Origin of the sequence: Klebsiella sp. RHBSTW-00215 (assembly GCF_014103785.1) — a bacterium.
In the GTDB taxonomy this organism is placed as follows: domain Bacteria; phylum Pseudomonadota; class Gammaproteobacteria; order Enterobacterales; family Enterobacteriaceae; genus Klebsiella.
Genome location: NZ_JABXQS010000001.1, coordinates 194533 through 217151, shown reverse-complemented (window position 1 = coordinate 217151; position 22619 = coordinate 194533). Strand labels below are relative to the sequence as shown.

Here is a 22619-nt window from a genome sequence, read left to right as displayed (position 1 = left end):
ATTATGAGCACTCAATTTACGACTCCAGTTGTTACCGCGATGCAGGTGATCCCCGTTGCGGGCCACGACAGTATGCTGATGAACCTGAGCGGCGCACATGCCCCGTTCTTCACGCGTAATATTGTGATTATCAAAGATAACTCCGGGCACACCGGCGTCGGCGAAATTCCCGGGGGCGAGAAAATTCGCCAGACCCTGGAAGATGCGATTCCGCTGGTAGTGGGTAAAACGCTTGGTGAATATAAAAATGTGCTGAACGCGGTACGTAACCAGTTTGCCGATCGCGATGCCGGTGGGCGCGGTTTGCAGACCTTCGATCTGCGTACCACTATTCATGTGGTCACTGGCATTGAAGCCGCAATGCTTGACCTGCTCGGCCAGCATCTGGGCGTAAACGTCGCTTCTCTGTTGGGCGATGGTCAGCAGCGTAACGAAGTCGAAATGCTCGGTTATCTGTTCTTCGTCGGCAACCGCAAAGCGACGCCGCTACCGTATCAGAGCCAGCCGGATGAGAAATGTGACTGGTATCGCCTGCGTCATGATGAAGCGATGACCCCGGATTCGGTGGTGCGCCTGGCGGAAGCGGCGTATGAGAAATATGGTTTCAACGACTTTAAACTGAAAGGCGGTGTGTTGGCTGGGGAAGAAGAGGCGGAATCCATTGTTGCGCTGGCGAAACGCTTCCCACAGGCGCGTGTGACGCTGGATCCAAACGGCGCGTGGTCGCTCAATGAAGCGATCAAAATTGGTAAGTACCTGAAAGGCTCTCTGGCTTACGCAGAAGATCCGTGTGGTGCAGAGCAGGGCTTCTCCGGACGTGAAGTGATGGCGGAATTCCGTCGTGCTACCGGCCTGCCGACCGCGACCAATATGATCGCCACCGACTGGCGTCAGATGGGGCATACGCTGTCGCTGCAATCGGTTGATATCCCGCTGGCGGACCCGCACTTCTGGACCATGCAGGGCTCAGTTCGCGTGGCGCAGATGTGCCATGAGTTCGGCTTGACCTGGGGCTCGCACTCTAACAACCACTTTGATATTTCGCTGGCGATGTTCACCCATGTCGCGGCTGCGGCACCGGGTAAGATCACCGCCATCGATACCCACTGGATTTGGCAGGAAGGCAACCAACGCCTGACCAAAGAGCCGTTTGAAATTAAAGGCGGCATGGTGCAGGTACCGGCGAAACCGGGTCTGGGTGTAGAGCTCGACATGGATCAGGTGATGAAAGCCCACGAGCTGTATCAGAAACACGGTCTGGGCGCGCGCGATGACGCCATGGGGATGCAGTATCTGATCCCAAACTGGACGTTTGACAACAAGCGTCCGTGCATGGTGCGCTAAGAAAACGCCGGTTCCTGCGGGGACCGGCATATTCGCGTTACCGGGTAAATGCTCATTTTAAGGACAGCTTATGAAGATAGTGATCGCACCGGATTCATACAAGGAGAGCCTGAGTGCGCTGGATGTTGCAACCGCGATAGAGCAGGGTTTTCGGGAAATTTATCCGGACGCGGAGTATGTCAAACTGCCGGTTGCGGACGGTGGTGAAGGAACCGTCGAAGCGATGGTTGCAGCGACTCAGGGGTATCAGGTTGAGGTCACCGTCACCGGGCCGCTTGGTGAACCTGTCGCGGCTTTTTACGGACTTTCAGGCGACAAGCAGTGCGCTTTTATCGAAATGGCGGCGGCGAGCGGTCTGGAGAGCGTGCCGTCGGCGCGACGTAACCCCCTGCTGACTACGTCATGGGGGACGGGAGAGCTTATTCGTCATGCGCTGGACGCAGGCGTGAAGCAGATTATTATCGGCATCGGCGGCAGCGCCACTAACGATGGCGGAGCCGGAATGGTACAGGCGCTGGGGGCGAAGCTTCTGACCCACGACAACCAGCAGATTGCGCTCGGCGGCGGTGCGCTGGATAGCCTGGCGCGTATTGACATCAGCGAGCTTGATGAACGTCTGGCTAAATGCCGTATTGATGTCGCCTGCGATGTGACTAATCCGCTGACTGGCCCGCAAGGGGCAACGGCGGTATTTGGTCCGCAGAAAGGGGCGACGGCGGAAATGATTGTCAGCCTGGATAAGGCGCTGGCCCATTTTGCCGGGATTATTCACCGCGATTTAGATCTCGACGTGCTGAACCTTGAAGGTGGCGGCGCGGCGGGCGGTATGGGCGCAGGCTTGTACGCCTTTTGCGGTGCGAAACTGCGACCAGGAATTGAGATTGTCACCGATGCGTTGCATCTTGCCGATATCGTAGCGGATGCGGACCTGGTGATTACCGGTGAAGGGCGTATCGACAGCCAGACGATTCACGGTAAAGTGCCGGTTGGCGTGGCGAGGGTGGCTAAACGTTACAATCTTCCGGTGATTGGCATTGCCGGCAGCCTGACGGCGGACGTTGGCGTGGTGCACGATCATGGTCTGGATGCGGTATTCAGCGTGATTTATTCCATTTGCACGCTTGATGAGGCACTTGAAAATGCCGCCGAAAACGTGCGCATGACGGCGAGAAACGTCGCCGCGGTGCTGAAAATGGGGCAAGTGATATAAGTTTTCCCCGGTCGTGCAGCGTAGACCGGGGATGACGTTTTAAATGCCCATCAGCTTGCATGCTTCGCGTGCGACGTTATCCATTTCATCCAGCAGTTCCAGAAACTCCGGCTCCAGCTCCTCGGCGACGGTGCCCGCCCGTAGCTGGCTTTCGATGGTCTGACACAATTTCTTCAAGCGAGGAACGCCGCTGTAGCTACAGCTGCCGTGGAGTTTATGAATCAAATCCAGCAACCCTTCCGGCTGCTCGCCGACCAGTTGCTCTTCCACTCTATTACGAACTTCCGGCATAAAGGCGATCAGCATTTGCAGCATTTCCTGCGCCAGATCTGGCTTCATTGCCGCCTGGCGTAGCGCTAACTGCCAGTTCAGAGTGACGTTATGATCGATCGGCAGTTCGACAGGCTCTTTTACCGCGAGCGGTGCAACATGCTTGCCCGGCTGATAGCGCAACAGCAGGCTATAGAGCTTGTCTTCTTCAATCGGTTTCGCCAGATAATCATTCATTCCTGCGCTCAGGAGCTTTTCGCGCTGGCCTTCCAGCGCGTGCGCGGTCACGGCAATGACCGGAGTTTGCTGTTGATGAGGAAGCTGGCGAATCAGTTCGCAGGCGCGAATACCGTCCATTTCTGGCATCTGAATATCCATCAGAATCAGATCCTGCTGCTTTTCTTTAGCCTCTTCGACGGCATGCTGGCCGCTGTCGCAAAGGATGACGTGCTGAACCAGGTCTTCCAGTAGCGCACCGATGAGCTTCAGGTTTGCCGGGTTATCATCGACCGCCATCACCGTCATCGGCAGTTTTTTACTGTCTGAATACACCGGTAACATAGCGGGTTGAGCCTGACAGGTGGCCGTCAGCGCGGGGAGCAAGCGCGTTGAGGTTAGCGGCTTGAGTAGGCAGGCCGTAATGCCATCTTGTTTCAGCGCTTCGGCGCTGACCTGGGCGTGGCACGGCAGCGCCAGCAGCAGGTGATCCGCAAGTTTGCAGGCCCTTGCAAGTTTATCTCGATGTAGTCCCAGGTCACGCACCGACACTGGGGTTCCGACCAACAGGATATCGTAATGTGCATCAGGCAGGGCGGACATGGTTGGGCTATAGACCACCTCTAACGGCGTTGTTGCCAGCAGTTCCATGGTGCACTGCGACGCCGTGGCGTTAGCTTCAATATAGGCCAGCTTTTTGCCTGTCAGACAGTCGGTTGACACGCTATCGGGGACGGCGTTGGGGTTAAGATCGAGGCTGATATGGAACCAGAACGTTGAGCCGCGATTCGGCTGGCTGTGGAATGAAATATCGCCGCCCATCTCCTTCACCAGGCGCTGGGTGATGACAAGTCCCAACCCGGTGCCGCCGTGGCGGCGTGAAATACTGGCGTCGGCCTGACGGAAAGCCTGGAACAAGCGCGATTGATCGCGCTCAGGAATACCAATACCGGTATCGTGAATTTGTACCTCAATCTGCACTCTGGAGTTGCTGATTGCGCGCTGTTCCACCAGGACGTCGATATTGCCGTGCTCGGTGAATTTAATGGCGTTACCCATCAGATTAGTCACAATTTGCTGCAGGCGCAGCGGGTCGCCAATCACGTTATCCGGAACATCATTTTTGATGTTCAGCGTCAGCTCCAGGCCTTTATCATGCGCCGAATGGGCCAATAATGTGACCACTTCATCCAACGAGTTGCGCAGCAGGAATGGGATACTTTCCAGAATCAGCTTGCCCGCTTCGAGCTTAGAGAAGTCCAGAACATCGTTAATGATCGCCAGCAGATTGTTGGCTGAACGCTCAATAGTGGTCAGGTGATCGCGCTGAGTGGTATTTAAGTTGGTTTTCAGCGTCAGGCGCGTGAAGCCGATGACGCCGTTGAGCGGGGTGCGCAGCTCGTGGGACATATTGGCCAAAAACTCGGATTTAATTCGCGCGGCTTCTTGAGCACGCTTTTTCGCCAGATCCAGTTCGACGTTCTGAATCTCCATCTGCTCAAGCGTTTCACGCAGGTCGGACGTGGCCTGATCGACGTTATGCTGCATCTCTTCATGATAGGCCGCCAGCGACATGGCCATCGAGTTAATGCCATTTTTGAGCATATCCAGTTCGCCGAGCATAAAGCCCTCGACGCGGCTATCAAGCTGACCGCGGCGAATGCGGTCGACGGCGTTCACCATATTGCGAATCGGGCCGGTGACATCGCGCATCAGACGCCAGCCGAAAATTAACGCAATACCAATACAGAACAGCATCATCACGCTGGAGATGAAAATCTCTTTGTACTGCTGCAATCGCACCGATTTGAGATCCAGCTCAAGGGCCACGTAGCCCAGCATGTTGTCCGGCATTTTGGCGTCAGTTCCCGGTGATTCATCTGGTGAATAGCTTTCCGAGACGATCGGGGTGCGCAAAATCATCAAGTCACCATTGCGAATCACGCTTAAGCGCCGAGGGAAAGGAGCCCCTTTGGGAAGCTGAAGTTCGCCGGGATCAAGCTGAAAGTTGGAGGTGACAAACAGCTTGTTATGCGAGTCGTAGATAGAAATTGCGCGCACGATATCGGAATGGCGGCGGTGCAAAACGCTAATAAGCTGCCTGATTGACTCGCGGTTTTGCAGATTCATGCCATATTCACTGGAAACCGCCAGCGGCTCAATAATACTGGCTCCAGCATCTTCCAGCTGGCGCTGAAGGTCGTTATAGCGGTGTGCGACGAAGAAAATGCTGAGCAACAAACCGATCAGAACGGTGGGCGCCAGAATTAGAATCATCATGCGAGCACGAAGGCTGTAGTTGGTCATGCGGTTCCATTATGGGAGAATATATAAATTATCCTTCAGGCTGCTTTCATGTCGGCTGCACTTGCTTGCCGCCGACGCATCTCTGAACGATCTCGTTATATTTAATTGAGACAAATCTCTACGATGGCGCAATTCTACTCTGCAAAACGGCGTGTGACGACGCGCCAGATCATAACCGTTACAGTCAATGACCTTGACCCTTTTGGTCAAGGCGTTGCGCGTCATCAGGGTAAAGCGCTGTTTGTCAGCGGCTTATTACCGCAAGAGCAGGCGGAAGTTGTCCTGGTCGAAGATAAAAAACAGTATGCCCGCGCACAGGTTAAACGCCGTCTTAGCGACAGCCCGCAACGACAAACACCGGGCTGCCCGCATTTTGGCGTCTGCGGAGGATGCCAGCAACAGCACGCCAGCATCGACCTGCAGCAACAGAGTAAACGCGCTGCACTTGCCAGGCTAATGAAACGCGATGTCGATGACATTATAGCCGCTTCACCCTGGGGCTACCGTCGCCGGGCGCGGCTGAGCTTGAATTATCAGCCAAAGACCCAACAATTACAGATAGGCTTCCGGAAGGCTAATTCTAACGAAATTGTCGATGTGGTGCAGTGCCCTGTTTTGGTGCCCGCTCTTGGTGCGTTATTGCCTGCCGTCCGTGAGTGTTTGTCGGGGCTGAAGGCGGCTCGTCAGCTTGGTCATGTCGAGCTGGTGCTGGCGGATAACGGCCCGCTGATGGTATTGCGCCACACCGCCGCCCTTTCTGCGGCAGATAAAGAAAAACTGGAACGCTTTTCGCAATCTCACGGTCTTTCCCTGTATCTGGCACCGCAAAGCGAGATACTGGAGCATATTAGCGGGGAATCTCCCTGGTACACATCTGACGGTCTACGCTTAGTGTTCAGTCCGCGCGATTTCATCCAGGTGAACGACGGTGTGAACCAGTTAATGGTGCGCACGGCGCTGGAGTGGCTGGATCTTCAGCCAGAGGACCGGGTGCTGGACCTGTTTTGCGGAATGGGCAACTTTACTCTGCCGCTGGCGAAACGCACGGCGCAGGTCGTCGGCGTTGAGGGGGTTCCCGCGCTGGTGGAAAAGGGCCGCGAAAACGCAGCGCTTAACGGGTTGCACAACGTGACGTTCTTTCATGAAAACCTGGAAGAGGATGTCACCCGCCAGGACTGGGCGAAACACGGTTTTGATAAAATTTTGCTCGACCCGGCGCGAGCCGGTGCTGCGGGCGTAATTTTACATATTATAAAGTTAGCCCCGCGCCGGGTGGTGTATGTTTCTTGTAACCCGGCGACGCTGGCGCGCGATAGCGACGTTTTATTACAGGCGGGATATACCATTCAACGCCTGGCGATGCTGGATATGTTCCCCCATACCGGACATCTGGAATCAATGGTGTTGTTTGAGCATAAAAATTAGTTGAGGCTTGCCGACTTCGGCAGGCCGGTCCCTTAAGGAGAGGACAATGGTTGCGGTAAGAAGTGCACATCTAAATAAAGCTGGTGAATTTGACCCGAAGAAATGGATCGCGAGTCTGGGAATTTCCAGCCAGCAGTCGTGTGAACGCTTAGCCGAAACCTGGGATTACTGTCGAGAGAAAACGCAGGGACACCCGCAGGCAGATCTGCTGTTGTGGCGCGGCGTGGAGATGGTGGAGATTCTCTCCATGCTCAGCATGGATATCGACACGCTGCGGGCTGCGTTGCTTTTCCCGCTGGCGGACGTCAACGTCGTCAGCGAAGAAGTCATGCAGGAGAGCGTAGGTAAATCCGTCGTTACCCTCATTCACGGCGTGCGGGATATGGCCGCCATACGCCAGCTTAAAGCCACCCATACCGACTCGGTCTCTTCTGAACAGGTGGACAACATTCGCCGCATGCTGCTGGCGATGGTCGATGATTTCCGCTGCGTGGTTATCAAACTTGCCGAGCGGATTGCCCATCTGCGCGAAGTGAAAGATGCGCCGGAAGATGAGCGCGTGCTGGCGGCGAAAGAGTGTACCAATATCTACGCGCCGCTGGCTAACCGCCTGGGGATCGGTCAGCTCAAGTGGGAGCTGGAAGATTACTGCTTCCGCTATCTGCATCCGGCGGAATACAAACGCATTGCTAAGTTGCTGCATGAACGGCGTATCGATCGTGAACATTACATCGACGAGTTTGTGGGCCATTTACGCTCGGAAATGAAAACCGAGGGCGTCAAAGCCGAAGTGTACGGGCGACCAAAACATATCTATAGCATCTGGCGCAAAATGCAGAAAAAGCACCTCGCATTTGACGAGCTGTTTGATGTGCGCGCGGTGCGCATTGTCGCCGAGCGTTTGCAGGATTGTTATGCCGCGCTGGGCATTGTACATACTCACTACCGTCATCTGCCGGATGAGTTTGACGACTATGTTGCCAATCCTAAGCCCAATGGCTATCAGTCGATTCACACTGTGGTGCTGGGTCCCGGCGGCAAAACGATAGAAATTCAAATTCGTACTAAACAGATGCATGAAGATGCTGAGCTGGGCGTGGCTGCGCACTGGAAGTATAAAGAGGGCGCCAGCGCGGGGGCCAGCGGCGCGCGCGGTTACGAAGATCGCATTGCCTGGCTGCGTAAGCTGATCGCCTGGCAAGAAGAGATGGCGGATTCCGGCGAAATGCTGGATGAGGTTCGCAGCCAGGTCTTTGATGACCGGGTTTACGTCTTTACGCCAAAGGGCGACGTTGTGGATTTACCTGCTGGCTCAACGCCGCTTGATTTTGCCTACCATATTCACAGCGATGTCGGACACCGCTGCATTGGGGCGAAAATCAGCGGGCGCATCGTACCTTTTACCTATCAGCTGCAAATGGGCGACCAGATTGAAATCATCACCCAGAAACAGCCGAACCCGAGCCGCGACTGGCTGAACCCGAACCTTGGCTACGTCACGACCAGCCGTGGGCGTTCCAAAATTCATGCCTGGTTCCGCAAGCAGGATCGCGATAAGAATATTCTTGCCGGGCGGCAGATTCTCGACGACGAGCTCGAACATCTGGGTATCAGCCTGAAGGATGCGGAAAAACATCTGTTGCCGCGTTACAACTTTAATGAGCAGGACGAACTGCTGGCAGCGATTGGCGGCGGTGATATTCGTCTTAACCAAATGGTCAACTTCCTGCAAGCGCAGTTCAATAAACCGAGCGCCGAGGAGCAGGATGCCGCCGCGCTGAAACAGCTGCAGCAGAAAACCTATACGCCACAGAATAACCGCAGCAAAGATAACGGCCGGGTGGTGGTTGAGGGCGTTGGTAACCTGATGCACCATATTGCGCGCTGCTGTCAGCCAATTCCTGGCGATGAGATTGTCGGTTTTATTACTCAGGGACGTGGGATCTCGGTGCATCGTGCGGATTGCGATCAGCTTGCGGAATTACAATCACATGCCCCGGAGCGCATTGTGGACGCGGTGTGGGGCGAAAGCTACTCGGCGGGCTACTCGCTGGTCGTGCGTGTTCAGGCTAACGATCGTAGCGGCCTGCTGCGCGATATCACCACCATTCTTGCCAACGAGAAGGTCAACGTGCTGGGCGTTGCCAGCCGCAGTGATACCAAACAGCAGCTTGCCACAATCGATATGACCATTGAGATCTACAACCTGCAGGTGCTGGGCCGTGTGCTTGGCCGGTTGAATCAGGTACCGGATGTGATTGACGCCCGTCGTCTTCACGGCGGTTAAGATCGCCATTCTTTATAAGCCGGGTCAGGTGAAAGCCACCACCCGGCTTCTCTTAATCAGGAAAGACCCATGACCCAAATCGACCGGCTGCTCGGTATTATGCAGCGCCTGCGCGACCCGGAAAGCGGCTGCCCGTGGGACAAAGAGCAGACTTTTGCCACCATCGCCCCCTATACCCTCGAAGAAACCTATGAAGTACTTGATGCTATTGCCCGGGAAGATTTCGACGATCTGCGCGGCGAGCTGGGCGATCTGCTATTCCAGGTCGTGTTCTATGCTCAGATGGCACAGGAAGAGGGGCGTTTTGATTTTAATGATGTTTGCGCCGCCATCAGCGACAAGCTGGAGCGCCGTCACCCGCATATTTTCGGCGATGCTTCAGCGGGTAACAGCAGCGAAGTACTGGCGCGTTGGGAACAAATTAAAAGCGCAGAGAGAGCCGAAAAGTCCCAGCACTCTGCACTGGACGATATTCCGCATAGCCTGCCCGCGCTGATGCGCGCGCATAAAATCCAGCGACGCTGCTCGGCAGTAGGTTTTGACTGGACTTCGCTTGGCCCGGTTTTGGACAAAGTGCACGAAGAGATTGATGAAGTCATGCACGAGGCGCAGCAGGCGGTGATTGATGAAGCTAAACTGGAGGAGGAAGTCGGCGACCTGCTGTTCGCGACGGTCAACTTATCCCGCCATTTAGGAGTGAAAGCCGAAGTTGCGCTGCAAAAAGCGAACCTCAAGTTTGAGCGCCGTTTCCGTGAAGTTGAGCGGATTGTCGCCGCGCGGGGCCTGGAAATGACCGGTGTTGACCTCGCTACCATGGAAGATGTGTGGCAAGAGGTAAAACGCCAGGAAACTGATCTCTAAAGGGTTTTCGTGATCAAGCGCTATTTGTGTGATTTTTTAAATAACAAGCGCTTGATTTACGTCAAAAACATTTCGCCGAAAGCGGCTATTTTCTCACTCCCTGCGTTGTGTGGGCCTGATGAAAAGGAGGGATAATGAAAGTTTGTGGCGTTAGTCATGATCGGGTATACTGCTTTCCCGTCTTGGTTATTCCATCGTCTTTTAAACCTAACTTCTCAGGTTCAGCATGACAACGAACTATATTTTTGTGACCGGCGGGGTCGTATCCTCTCTGGGTAAAGGCATTGCCGCAGCTTCCCTGGCAGCCATTCTTGAAGCCCGTGGGCTTAACGTGACCATGATGAAACTGGATCCGTACATCAACGTCGATCCAGGCACCATGAGCCCAATCCAACACGGGGAAGTGTTCGTTACTGAAGACGGCGCTGAAACCGATCTGGACCTTGGCCACTATGAGCGTTTCATTCGCACCAAAATGAGCCGCCGTAACAACTTCACTACGGGTCGTATCTACTCCGACGTTCTGCGTAAAGAGCGCCGTGGCGATTATCTGGGCGCAACCGTACAGGTTATTCCGCATATCACCAACGCTATCAAAGAGCGCGTGCTGGCGGGCGGCGAAGGCCATGATGTGGTGCTGGTTGAAATTGGTGGTACCGTTGGCGATATCGAGTCGCTGCCGTTCCTCGAAGCGATTCGCCAGCTGGCGGTGGATATCGGTCGTGAAAACGCACTGTTTATGCATTTGACTCTGGTGCCGTACCTGGCCGCTGCGGGTGAAGTCAAAACCAAGCCGACCCAGCACTCCGTTAAAGAACTGCTCTCCATCGGTATTCAGCCTGATATTCTGGTCTGCCGTTCCGATCGCGCCATTCCGGCGAACGAACGTGCCAAAATTGCATTGTTCTGCAATGTGCCAGAAAAAGCCGTTATTTCGATGAAAGACGTCGATTCTATTTATAAAATTCCAGGCCTGTTGAAATCTCAGGGGCTGGACGATTATATTTGTAAACGATTCAGCTTAAGCTGTCCGGAAGCGAACCTGGCCGAATGGGAACAGGTTATTTACGAAGAAGCCAATCCGGCAGGTGAAGTCACCATTGGTATGGTCGGCAAGTACATTGAACTGCCAGATGCCTACAAATCGGTGATTGAAGCGCTGAAGCACGGTGGTCTGAAAAACCGCGTTACCGTCAACATCAAGCTGATCGATTCGCAAGATGTAGAAACGCGCGGCGTCGAAATTCTGAAAAATTTAGATGCTATCCTGATTCCTGGTGGCTTCGGCTATCGCGGGGTTGAAGGTAAGATTGCCACTGCGCGCTATGCACGTGAAAACAATATTCCATATCTGGGAATTTGCCTGGGTATGCAGGTTGCGCTGATTGAGTTCGCGCGCAACGTAGCGGGGATGGAAAACGCCAACTCCACGGAATTTGTGCCAGACTGTAAGTACCCGGTTGTGGCCCTTATTACCGAATGGCGTGATGAAGAAGGTAATGTCGAAGTCCGTTCTGATAAGAGCGACCTCGGCGGCACGATGCGCCTTGGAGCGCAGCAGTGCCAACTGGGTGACGATAGTCTGGTGCGCCAGCTGTACGGCGAACCAACCATTACCGAACGCCATCGCCACCGCTATGAAGTCAACAACATGCTGTTGAAACCGATTGAAAATGCGGGCCTGCGTATTGCGGGACGTTCCGGGGATGATCAGTTGGTCGAGATCATCGAGGTGCCGAATCATCCGTGGTTTGTTGCCTGTCAGTTCCATCCGGAGTTTACTTCGACGCCGCGTGATGGTCACCCGCTGTTTGCTGGCTTTGTGAAAGCCGCAGCCGAGTACCAGAAGCGTCAGGCGAAGTAAAAGAGTTAGAACGGCAATGCACCCATCCGGGTGCATTGTTTGTCTGGAGTTTTAGTTTAACTTGTACTGAGGAAAACCTAATGTCCAAAATCGTTAAAGTCATCGGTCGTGAAATCATCGACTCCCGTGGTAACCCGACTGTTGAAGCTGAAGTACACCTGGAAGGTGGTTTCGTCGGTATGGCAGCTGCTCCGTCAGGTGCTTCTACTGGTTCCCGCGAAGCGCTGGAACTGCGTGATGGCGACAAATCCCGTTTCATGGGTAAAGGCGTACTGAAAGCTGTTGGCGCGGTTAACGGCCCGATCGCTCAGGCAATCCTTGGCAAAGACGCCAAAGATCAGGCTGGCATCGACAAAATCATGATCGACCTGGACGGTACTGAAAACAAATCTAACTTCGGTGCGAACGCAATCCTGGCCGTATCTCTGGCTAACGCCAAAGCCGCTGCTGCTTCTAAAGGTCAGCCGCTGTATGAGCACATCGCTGAACTGAACGGCACCCCGGGCAAATACTCCATGCCGGTTCCGATGATGAACATCATCAACGGTGGCGAGCACGCAGACAACAACGTCGACATCCAGGAATTTATGATTCAGCCAGTTGGCGCTAAATCCCTGAAAGAAGCCGTACGTATGGGTTCTGAAGTGTTCCACAACCTGGCTAAAGTTCTGAAAGCTAAAGGTATGAACACTGCAGTTGGTGACGAAGGCGGCTATGCGCCGAACCTGGGTTCCAACGCTGAAGCACTGGCTGTTATCGCTGAAGCTGTTAAAGCTGCTGGCTACGAGCTGGGCACCGACATCACCCTGGCGATGGACTGTGCAGCTTCCGAATTCTACAAAGACGGTAAATACGTTCTGGCTGGCGAAGGCAACAAAGCGTTCACCTCTGAAGAATTCACTCACTTCCTGGAAGACCTGACCAAACAGTATCCGATCGTGTCTATCGAAGACGGTCTGGACGAATCTGATTGGGATGGTTTCGCATACCAGACTAAAGTACTGGGCGACAAAATCCAGCTGGTTGGTGACGATCTGTTCGTAACCAACACCAAGATCCTGAAAGAAGGTATCGACAAAGGCATCGTTAACTCCATCCTGATCAAATTCAACCAGATCGGTTCTCTGACCGAAACTCTGGCTGCGATCAAAATGGCGAAAGACGCTGGCTACACTGCCGTTATCTCTCACCGTTCAGGCGAAACTGAAGACGCTACCATTGCTGACCTGGCTGTTGGTACCGCTGCAGGCCAGATCAAAACCGGTTCTATGAGCCGTTCTGACCGCGTTGCTAAATACAACCAGCTGATTCGTATCGAAGAAGCTCTGGGCGAAAAAGCACCGTACAATGGTCGTAAAGAGATCAAAGGCCAGGCATAAGCCTGTCTTTATCTGATATGAAAATGCCAGCCTTCGGGCTGGCATTTTTTTGCCTTTACAAAAGCAGCTACTTAAAATCTACCGCCATTTGCTGCGGAATAGAAAGCCCGCGCGTGGTCTGCACGCAGCGGTCGATATAATCGGTAAAGCGCGGCGGTTTTGGCATCCCCATACTCAGCAGCTTGTCGTTACTGAATCGCACGTTAAGCGTGGCGAACGCACCATACAGGCGCATAGCTTTTAGCATCAGACGCTCGTTGCAGGGGCCAAAGATATCCTTCAGCTCGCGGCGCATTTTAACCAGCGTCTCATAGCTGACCTGGGCGTATTTATTGCCAACCGGAGCCTGTTCCAACGCCGATGCCATAGCGCTGTCGATATCCGCAAATCTCACGCTATTTTCTTCACCTGCCGAAATGTGCACTATCTCTCCGCGAGCAAGCGGGCTGTTGAGCAGCATCAGCAGCGCATCGGCGCAGTAATCGACGGGGATAACGTCAATGCGGTCTTCCATCGAACACATAAATTTTTGTAGCATCAGACCCATGCTGAATACCCAGAAGATGCTGCTGGAAGGCTGACAGCCGTGATGAGTGTGACCAACCACAATCGAGGGGCGGGCAATAACCAGTGGCAGCGTTGGGCACTCCTGCTGCATCAGGCGTTCTATGGTTGATTTAGAGTGGGTGTACTCGACCAGATGCTCGGCGCGTTCACGGAACTCTGCGTTTTCCGACACCAGTGAATCCTGTTCAGGTGAACACGACATTGCCGTGCCTACATGCAGGAAGCGCTGAAGGCTGATGACCTGCGCCATTCTCCGGACAAACTTAAGCGTTCCCTCGACATTCACTTTCCAGATGAGCGGGTTGTTGCCAAAGGAGGCGACGGCGGCGCAGTTGATAACGTGAGTGACCTGATCCAGGCGAGGGTCGGTAAGAAATACTTCTGGATCCGCCAAATCACCCAGCAGAATGCTCCGTGAATTCAGTGCTGCCAGCTTCTCTTCTGCAATATTGAATTTACGCAGGTTTTCCTTTACCCGTTCAAGTGGGGCTGCATCATCATTGGCGCGAACAAGCAGTAGCAGATTAAATCTATTTTCCTGATTAAGAATATTTTCTAAAACTGCCCCGCCCAGAAATCCGGTCACGCCTGTGATTAACAATGTATTCATGAGTTCAATCTCGTCATGGTTGGTTTACGGATTCTAGGTGCAGGGGATTAAACGGAAGGTAAATGAAAAATTAGATGTTTTTCAGTGTGTTAAGGTTGTCTTAAGCTTGCGTGATTCAGTGGATTAAGTTGGACTTCGGGTAATGACAATAAATTCATAATTTCATGTATCAATTTGTATAATAGTGATATGTAAGCTTTTTTATTTTTGAGGTATTTATTTCTATTTCTGTTTTTTTAATATTTTGTTACATCAAAAATAAAACTATATTAAATTTGTTGTCAGCATAACTATTACTCAGCTAATTAGGCTCTGGATTAACCATGCAATGCATTTAACATGTTTCTACTGCCTTTCCTTAAATGTATGAGTAATGTATGACAACGTTTCTTCTGGAAGGCGCATACCGATATCGTGGAAATCCTCCCTGGTGGTTCGGCGTATTTTTCGTATCTTTTGTTGTTATCCGATGATATGCAGAAATTTCAACTTTGGTACAGAAAGTACACTATTTTGGTAAACTTCACGAGAATATGAGTGTCTGATTTTTTATCATTTAAAATAATGTGGTTAGATGCTATTCAATAATGCATGTTTGTAATGATTACGTTGGTAGAGTGTTGTCTTGTAAAAATAGTATTATAAAAAAGGGTATATATTTAGGTGTGCCCCGCACCAGCGGGGTGTCATATTTAGTGGGGTAGCAGCATACCCGGGTATTAAAAGGACTGTTTCATCAGGTCGCGTAGTACCACGATATTCATTACCACCATTCCCACAATAATCATTATCCTGATGAATTTTCTACCGTTTGTAACATATGAGACAAAGTCGTCGAGAGATACATTGCGAAAGCTCATACGTTTTCGCTGCCAGACCTTATAATCCCATCGGAGATCCTTTCTCTCGGGAGTGGGGTTGATTAAGCTATAAATACAAAAGTAAATAAGTACATCAAAAGCGATAAGCGATATCAGCATCGCCAGAACAGGCGTTCCCCAATGATTCGCGCCCATATCCTTGATCAGATAAATACTGGCAGCAAAATAGAGTGCACCGAAAATAAACTTACATAGCCTGGGGTGCTGGGCTAAAAAATGATTAATATGCATTTGTTGCTCCTGAATAAGACATGACTACCAGCGCCCGGATGCACCGCCTCCCCCTGAAGAGCCGCCGCCACCGCGAAAACTACCGCCGGACGATGAGCCTCCGCCCCCTCCGGATTTAAAGCCACCGCCGAGAACAATGACGACAATCGCCAGGACTGCGATGATAAATTCTACGAACCGACTCGCGGCATTTGCTAACCATTCGGTATCCAGGTAGAGGGCAAGGATAATTAATGCGACTACGATGAACAGCACGATGCCCGCTATTTTTTTTCTGCTTTTGGACTTTTCAATTAAATCGGAAGCGGGTGACGATGCATGAGATTTTTTTCCTGCCCTGGAGGGGTTCTTCTTTTTTTTGCCCTTCACGACATCGCTTATTGACGCGATTATTATGCGGCCGTTAACGAAAATATTACGTAGACGCGATAACAATGGCATAAATATCAACAGGCTGAAACTAATGTTCCCAATCTGTCGCATGATAGCGTCTTCTCGAAGAACGAAGGACCACATACACATTGTGATCAGTGAAATCGCGGCAATAATCGTTTTGCTACAGCCGAATCGGTACAAGGCGACGATGATAACCATCATCAGCAGCGTGAAGGTGAAGCAGGGGAGGGTCAGCTTCGGCTTAGCGAGCAAATGATCTGCTAATGCTTCAAAGATGTCGCCCCCGATCTCAGTCTGGCGAGTGGGCATTTGTTCTGCCGCCGCCAACGTACTGGTGAGATCGGAAATTGGCGGCGTTTGGTCAGCAAACGCAGGCAATCCGCACAGCGCCAGCAATAAAAGAAGAATACGCATTATGATTCCCTTGCGTGGAGTAATGTTACCAGCGCCCGGACGCGCCACCGCCGCCTGAAGACCCACCGCCGCCGCGAAAATTATCACGCGATGAGCGGCCGGCACGAATGCCGCTACGGCCTGAAGATCTACCGTTCTTTTGTTCTTTCGCGGTGTTTGATGCCCGGACTATTTTCCTGAAGGCTCTTCCGGCGGCGGTCGGCGTTATCATGAGAATCAAAAACACGATAAACGGCGTGGCGAAGCTAAGCAGGGCAAACAGTTTTCCCCAGCCAGCGGCATGGCCTGAAATGGGCAGCGCAAACGCCAGAATAATGGCAACCGTACAAATGACGCCCAGCGTTTTGAGCCCGCCTCTGATGGCAATGAATAACAGCACTACCGCCCAAATTAGTAGCGCCCAGCCCCCGCTGAACGGCATTGGCGCACTTGTTGATACCGGCAGTTGTTCGCCACTGGCAAGATGTGCGCCAATCGCGGCAACCCCTTGTTGCAGGCCCGCCATCAGATCGCCGTTTTTAAACGCCGGAATAATCTTCTGACGGATGATTTGCCCAGCCTGCACATCGGTCAGGGTGCCTTCCAACCCGTATCCCACTTCGATACGGACCGTATGATCCTGCCAGGCGACCAGCAGTAAAATGCCGTCATCGCGCTTTTGGTCGCCCAGTTTCCAGGCATCAAAAACCCGGGTGGCATATTGCTCAATCGTTTCTTCGCCGCTGGTCGGTACCACCAGAATGGCCGCCTGACCGGGTATTGCGTGAACCTCTTGTGTCAGAACGTTGGTCTGCGCTTCGCTGAGCGTGTGGGTTAAATCCGTCACCTGATAGCGCAGTTCCGGTACAGGAACAGGTTCGGCGAATGATTGAAAACTAAAGACAATCAATAAAAATATGATGACGCGCACGGCTTAACCTCCTGTTAATGCTGGCTGAAATCAACAGTCGGCGCTTTGCTGATGGTCGCAACGTCATCCGGCAGATAATTCTTCTTCGGCTGGTAATCCATAACCTTCGCCGTCATGACGGCAGGGAATTGGCGGATGGTGACGTTATATTTTTCAATCGCTTTAATATAACGACCGCGGGCGACAACAATGCGGTTTTCGCTGCCTCCCAGTTGAGTCATCAGATCCTTATATAACTCTTGTGCTTTTAATTCAGGATAACGTTCGCTGATAATGGTTAATTGCCCAAGCGAGCGGGTTAATTGTCTTTGCGCCTGCTGCCAGTCTGCTAATTTTTGTGCGTCGTCGGGGGCCTGTTGTAATTTTCCGCTGGCGAGATTGGCCTGAGCGCGAGCCAGCGTAACCTCCTCCAGTACCTCACTTTCATGGCTGGCGTAACCCTTAACGCTGGCAACCAGGTTGGGGATAAGGTCTGCGCGGCGCTGATACTGGTTAAGAACCTCCGACCAGGCTGAGTTGGTTTGTTCATCATAGGCCTGGATGTCGTTATAGCCGCAGCCGGATAAGTTCACTATAAATATAAAAACAACGAATATTCTGAGCATGTCATATCCTTTTGAGTTATTGCTCTGTAAAACTATATTAAGCGCGGTGGTTATAATTTTATCTAATTATTTTCTGAATTTTAGCGAGTAATTGTCCAAATAAATGTATCAGTAAAGATACTGAGCGTATCAGAGGCAAAGCAAAGCAGTTTTGCCTGACTATCAGCGATCTGCGATAATGCGCGCTCATAACCCCAGACAGAGACGATTATGCAGTACCCGATTAACGAGATGTTCCAGACCTTGCAAGGCGAGGGTTACTTCACCGGCGTTCCCGCCATTTTTATTCGTCTACAGGGATGCCCGGTTGGTTGCGCCTGGTGCGATACCAAACATACCTGGGATAAGCTTGCCGATCGGGAAGTGTCGCTGTTCAGCATTCTGGCAAAAACCAAAGAGAGCGATAAGTGGGGTCCGGCAAGCGGCGAGGATCTGCTGGCGATCATCGGGCGTCAGGGTTGGACTGCCCGCCACGTGGTGATTACGGGCGGCGAGCCCTGCATCCATGATTTAACGCCGTTAACCTCGCTACTGGAGCAAAACGGGTTTAGCTGTCAGATAGAAACCAGCGGCACACACGAGGTGCGCTGTACGCCCCATACCTGGGTGACGGTATCGCCAAAGGTGAATATGCGCGGTGGCTATGATGTGCTGTCTCAGGCGCTACAGCGAGCGGATGAGATTAAACATCCGGTTGGGCGCGTGCGCGATATCGAAGCGCTGGATGAACTGCTGGAAACGCTGGCTGACGACAAACCACGGATTATTGCGCTGCAACCCATCAGCCAAAAGGACGATGCGACCCGCCTGTGCATCGAAACCTGTATTGCCCGCAACTGGCGTCTCTCCATGCAGACGCATAAATATCTGAATATTGCCTAGATATTTCGCCGGGTGGATACCCAATCCGCCCGGCGTACCATTACGCGTTCGACCAGCTTTGAATCGCGTCGACGTTATCCAGATTACCGTGGGTAACTTCGTATGATTTTTTCAAAATCACATCGGTGTGTTGAGTTAAATCCCTGAAGATCCCCTTATTCAATGCCTCATACCGGCTGGCATTGTTCTCAATCGGCATAAATACATCTTTTACCCGGACCATGTTTTCAATCGCCTTCTCATAAGAGGGATATAAGCCCAGTGCAACCGCCGTGTTAATTGCCGCCCCCAGGCTCGCGCAGCCGTTAATGGCGTTGCGTCTGGCCGGCAGGTTGAACACATCGGCAAAGATTTGCATAAACAGGTCGCTGTTCGAACCACCGCCGGTAATGATGATATGTTTGGCGAAGTGGTTCATTTCATTGCACATATTGTCGTAGTTGTTTTTCAACGTCAGCGCAATGCTCTCCAGAATAGAGCGGTAAATCCATGCGTAATCCATGCTGGAGTCAAAGCCGATCATGATGCCGCGTTTGTAGGGCTCCCAGGGATTGGTCAGCCAGTCCAGCACGGTCATCAGACCGTTGCAGCCCGGAGGCACGACGGAGGCTTTTTTATTGAGCAAGTCTTCCGGCGACAGACCCTGCGCCTGAGCATCCTGGATTAAGGACTCACCCAGCATGTCCCGTAGCCAGCTAACCGTCCACATCCCCTTGCGAATGCCATATCCTTCGTACAGCAGGGTTTCAGGAATGGAAGACATGATTGGCCAATAGGCAACCGGGTCTTTTGGCAACGCCTTGCCGTTCATCATCAGGGCGATATAGGTACCTAACGAAATCACCGCCGTTTCGTCATCCAGTAACCCTGCGCCGAGCGCTTCAACCGGTTTGTCACTGGTAGTGCAGATCACCGGCAGCCCAGCCGGGAAGCCGGTGGAGAGAGCCGCCTGCTCGGTAAGATGGCCTAAGATGGTGCCCGGCATCTGCACATCGAATAGCATCTTGCGTGGAATATTAAACTTCTTCACCACCTCGTCGTCGTCGCTCCACGCCCAGGTTTTATAATCCACCGGCCATTGGCCAAAGTAGTTAGCGATGTTGTCTTTGAACTCGCCGGTTAAGCGGTGCGACAAATAGCCCGAAAACGAAGTAACCCAGGCAACATCGGGATTGGAATGCTCATAGGGCCGGGTAACGCGGGCGTCCTGCCAGCTAATAAGCGGCTCTGCGGGCGTACCATCGGCTTTCAGTAACGCGCGGCAGCAGCGGATGGAGCCCAGTCCGATGCCGACAATATCTTCTCTATGTCCGGCGAATTGACTCATCAAGTCCTTTCCGGCGAAACATAAAGAGGTCCATAAATCGTCGTCAGGGTGCTCAGCCGTATCGGCATCCGGGGTGTGCATCGGCTGCAACAAGCCTTTTCCCTCGCAGACCACGTTTCCCTGCAGATCGTACATCACGACCTTGGTACTCTGGCTTCCGCCATCAATTCCAATGATGTATTTCTTTGACATTATTATTCTCCTTTAAATTTTCACCATCACTCGCCAGTAGCGTTAGCGGCCAGCGATGTTTCGTTTTCTGGTGTGGCATCGGCGCTACGTATTTTTCTGAACAACAGGAAGGTAAAGAGGATCACCATGCATAGTGCGACTAAGCCCATCAACCACATATTGCGGTAGGCTTCTGTCGGGGGCAGGGTGTCCTGCCAGTGGCCGATAATCGGATAGACAAAAACATCGGGCAGGAAGCCAATGACCGAGCAGATACCGACGGTGGTTCCCATGATGTAATTTGGCGTTCTCGCTTCGCCAGGGCAGGCCCAATAGAGCCCGCGTGAGGCATAGCAGGTGAAGCCCAGCAGCAGAATCAGGCCGATACCCATGGCAACGGATTGTGGGTTTGAGTTGGTTGCCAACAGCGCGATCAGCGCTACGACTCCAACAATTGACAGTAATTGAATGACCCGGGTCGGCGATTTTACTTTGCTATAAGTCGTGATAATGCCGCCCAGCGGGCCGCAGAAGGCGCGGAAGATCTTGTTGATCACAATTCCCATATAGCTCGCGGCCACCAGCGACATACCGTACATTTCCGTCAGATAGTTGGTGGAGTAGCTGAGAATGGCGTAGATAGTAAAGACGCCAAAAATCACCATGCTGCAGTACCAGGTGGTGCTAATACGCAGAACGGCGAGAATATCGCTGAGCTGGAACGCTTTTTTCTCTTCTTTTTCCGCATTGCTGTGCTGAGGAGCGTCACTAACGAAGAACCAGCACAAGATTCCCAACAGGATATAGACCACGCTGTAGATGATGATGACCGTCTTCAGGCTGTTGCTGTCATCAGGCTCGAAGCGGGAAAATGCCCACATGGTAAATACCGCCAGCGACATCACGCCGACGCCGCGCAGCCCCTCCATCCAGCCCATGATTTTCCCCTGCTCGCTATGATCGCCAAGCAGAGAGGCCGCTTTAATTGACACTGACCACAGCATCAGAATAGTGGTTATAGCAAAGGCGACCTGAATACAAAGCATGACCCACAGCGGCGGATAAGTCGCCATTAATAAACCCAGTAGTCCGGTAATAATCATCGCTGAAGTAATCATTTTGCGATGGGAGAATTTATCGGCAATAACCCCGCTGGGCGCGTAAAGAATAATGGCGGCAATACCGAATGTGCTCATTATTAAGCCGATCTCGGTATTGCTAAATCCCATAAACTTAGCCATTGGAATTTGATAGATATAGCGTAAATAGGCAAGGTCGAAACTGACGCCACCGCTGAAACTAATAATGGCAAGCGTTATCCAGCGGCGATATGAGGTTTGTTGCATATCGTAATCTCATTTTGTATAGACGAAAAAAAGAGAAAAGTAAACCCGCCTTGTTCAGGTGGATTACTTTTCTCAGGTCTCTAGTAATTGTGACTAGAAATAGCATGTCAGCTTGACATTTAGTGTGAGAATAATCACGATTCGTAGTTTTACGCTCGATTGTGAAGTGAAAGATTCATCTGTGATTACGATCACATTAGATGCTTAAGCGTTGTGTTAAAAATTTACCCCAGTTACCAGAGATAATGAGAAAGGTGACTTCCCTCTTGCGGGGGAAGTTGCCTTTCTTTTTTTTTGCCTAAAGGAATTTGGAGCTTAACTATGTCGATCGAATCTCTTAATGCATTCTCAATGGATTTCTTCTCACTGAAAGGTAAAACGGCGATTGTCACTGGCGGCAATAGCGGGCTGGGTCAGGCCTTTGCCATGGCGCTGGCGAAAGCCGGAGCAAATCTGTTTATCCCAAGCTTTGTGAAGGATAACGGTGAAACAAAAGAAATGATTGAAAAACAGGGTGTTGAGGTTGAATTCATGCAAGTGGATATCACCGCTAAAGGTGCCCCGCAGCAGATCATCGCCGCCTGTTGCGAGCGCTTTGGCACGGTAGATATCCTGGTCAACAACGCCGGGATTTGTAAGCTGAACAAGGTTCTGGACTTCGGTCGTGCGGATTGGGATCCGATGATTGACGTTAACCTGACGGCGCCATTTGAGCTGAGCTATGAAGCGGCAAAAATTATGATTCCGCAAAACAGCGGAAAAATAATCAATATTTGTTCTTTATTCTCTTACCTTGGCGGACAGTGGTCTCCGGCTTATTCAGCAACTAAACATGCGCTTGCCGGTTTCACAAAAGCATATTGTGATGAATTAGGGCAGTATAATATTCAGGTTAATGGTATCGCTCCGGGTTATTACGCTACCGATATTACTCTGGCTACCCGTAGCAATCCTGAAACTAATCAACGGGTGCTCGATCATATCCCGGCAAATCGCTGGGGTGATACTCAGGACTTAATGGGGGCAGCCGTATTTTTAGCCAGTCAGGCATCAAATTATGTTAACGGTCATCTGTTGGTCGTCGATGGTGGTTATCTGGTGCGTTAATTTGTAACC

17 protein-coding genes are annotated in these 22619 nt (G+C 52.0%); 9 read left to right on the top strand and 8 right to left on the bottom strand.

Annotated features, from left to right (window positions below):
* The first annotated feature begins 3 nt into the window (after nucleotides 1-3).
* Both gudD and HV127_RS01060 read left to right on the top strand, forming a co-directional pair.
* Complete coding sequence (gudD, locus tag HV127_RS01065) at nucleotides 4-1344, top strand: glucarate dehydratase (protein WP_182234564.1); 1341 nt, start codon at nucleotides 4-6, stop codon at nucleotides 1342-1344.
* 70 nt (nucleotides 1345-1414) lie between these two features.
* Nucleotides 1415-2554, top strand: a complete 1140-nt coding sequence (locus tag HV127_RS01060; RefSeq protein WP_182234562.1) for a glycerate kinase — start codon at nucleotides 1415-1417, stop codon at nucleotides 2552-2554.
* Nucleotides 2555-2593: 39 nt separating this feature from the next.
* Here HV127_RS01060 and barA read toward each other — a convergent pair whose 3' ends face one another.
* Nucleotides 2594-5347: a two-component sensor histidine kinase BarA gene (barA, locus tag HV127_RS01055; RefSeq protein ID WP_182234560.1), complete on the bottom strand. Its 2754-nt coding sequence runs from the start codon at nucleotides 5345-5347 to the stop codon at nucleotides 2594-2596.
* A 123-nt stretch (nucleotides 5348-5470) separates the two neighbouring features.
* On the opposite strand from barA, the gene rlmD reads away from it, so the two are divergent.
* The 5 genes from rlmD (at nucleotide 5471) to eno (ending at nucleotide 13163) form a co-directional block, all read left to right on the top strand.
* The gene (gene rlmD / locus HV127_RS01050; protein WP_182234558.1) at nucleotides 5471-6772 is read left to right on the top strand and encodes a 23S rRNA (uracil(1939)-C(5))-methyltransferase RlmD; all 1302 of its coding nucleotides are present in this window, start codon (nucleotides 5471-5473) and stop codon (nucleotides 6770-6772) included.
* Between the two features lie 46 nt (nucleotides 6773-6818).
* On the top strand, nucleotides 6819-9059 hold the full coding sequence (gene relA, locus HV127_RS01045; protein ID WP_182234556.1) for a GTP diphosphokinase: 2241 nt from the start codon (nucleotides 6819-6821) through the stop codon (nucleotides 9057-9059).
* Between the two features lie 69 nt (nucleotides 9060-9128).
* Nucleotides 9129-9920, top strand: coding sequence for a nucleoside triphosphate pyrophosphohydrolase (mazG, locus tag HV127_RS01040; protein WP_182234554.1), 792 nt, complete (start codon nucleotides 9129-9131; stop codon nucleotides 9918-9920).
* 226 nt (nucleotides 9921-10146) lie between these two features.
* Entirely contained in the window at nucleotides 10147-11784 is a 1638-nt protein-coding gene (pyrG, locus tag HV127_RS01035; RefSeq protein WP_182234552.1) for a CTP synthase (glutamine hydrolyzing), read from the top strand.
* An 80-nt stretch (nucleotides 11785-11864) separates the two neighbouring features.
* Nucleotides 11865-13163 (top strand): phosphopyruvate hydratase, encoded by a 1299-nt coding sequence (eno, locus tag HV127_RS01030; RefSeq protein WP_110275870.1) that lies wholly within the window; start codon nucleotides 11865-11867, stop codon nucleotides 13161-13163.
* 67 nt (nucleotides 13164-13230) lie between these two features.
* Here eno and HV127_RS01025 read toward each other — a convergent pair whose 3' ends face one another.
* From HV127_RS01025 to HV127_RS01005, 5 genes are all read right to left on the bottom strand, one after another.
* A complete protein-coding gene (locus HV127_RS01025) occupies nucleotides 13231-14340 on the bottom strand; it encodes an SDR family oxidoreductase (protein WP_182234550.1) in 1110 nt (369 codons plus the stop codon).
* Between the two features lie 719 nt (nucleotides 14341-15059).
* On the bottom strand, nucleotides 15060-15452 hold the full coding sequence (locus HV127_RS01020) for a hypothetical protein (RefSeq protein WP_228727441.1): 393 nt from the start codon (nucleotides 15450-15452) through the stop codon (nucleotides 15060-15062).
* Between the two features lie 24 nt (nucleotides 15453-15476).
* Nucleotides 15477-16262 carry a hypothetical protein gene (locus HV127_RS01015; protein ID WP_182234548.1) on the bottom strand — a complete coding sequence of 262 codons (786 nt, stop codon included), beginning with the start codon at nucleotides 16260-16262 and terminating at the stop codon, nucleotides 15477-15479.
* A 25-nt stretch (nucleotides 16263-16287) separates the two neighbouring features.
* Nucleotides 16288-17172, bottom strand: a complete 885-nt coding sequence (locus HV127_RS01010; protein ID WP_182234546.1) for a YgcG family protein — start codon at nucleotides 17170-17172, stop codon at nucleotides 16288-16290.
* A 14-nt stretch (nucleotides 17173-17186) separates the two neighbouring features.
* Complete coding sequence (locus HV127_RS01005; protein WP_182234544.1) at nucleotides 17187-17777, bottom strand: LemA family protein; 591 nt, start codon at nucleotides 17775-17777, stop codon at nucleotides 17187-17189.
* 210 nt (nucleotides 17778-17987) lie between these two features.
* On the opposite strand from HV127_RS01005, the gene queE reads away from it, so the two are divergent.
* A complete protein-coding gene (gene queE / locus HV127_RS01000) occupies nucleotides 17988-18659 on the top strand; it encodes a 7-carboxy-7-deazaguanine synthase QueE (RefSeq protein ID WP_181485099.1) in 672 nt (223 codons plus the stop codon).
* A 40-nt stretch (nucleotides 18660-18699) separates the two neighbouring features.
* On the opposite strand, the gene HV127_RS00995 is transcribed toward queE, so the two are convergent.
* On the bottom strand, nucleotides 18700-20178 hold the full coding sequence (locus HV127_RS00995; protein ID WP_182234542.1) for an FGGY-family carbohydrate kinase: 1479 nt from the start codon (nucleotides 20176-20178) through the stop codon (nucleotides 18700-18702).
* Nucleotides 20179-20204: 26 nt separating this feature from the next.
* Nucleotides 20205-21503 (bottom strand): MFS transporter, encoded by a 1299-nt coding sequence (locus HV127_RS00990; RefSeq protein WP_182234540.1) that lies wholly within the window; start codon nucleotides 21501-21503, stop codon nucleotides 20205-20207.
* A 321-nt stretch (nucleotides 21504-21824) separates the two neighbouring features.
* On the opposite strand from HV127_RS00990, the gene HV127_RS00985 reads away from it, so the two are divergent.
* Nucleotides 21825-22610, top strand: a complete 786-nt coding sequence (locus HV127_RS00985; protein ID WP_110275863.1) for an SDR family oxidoreductase — start codon at nucleotides 21825-21827, stop codon at nucleotides 22608-22610.
* Nucleotides 22611-22619: the final 9 nt, after the last annotated feature.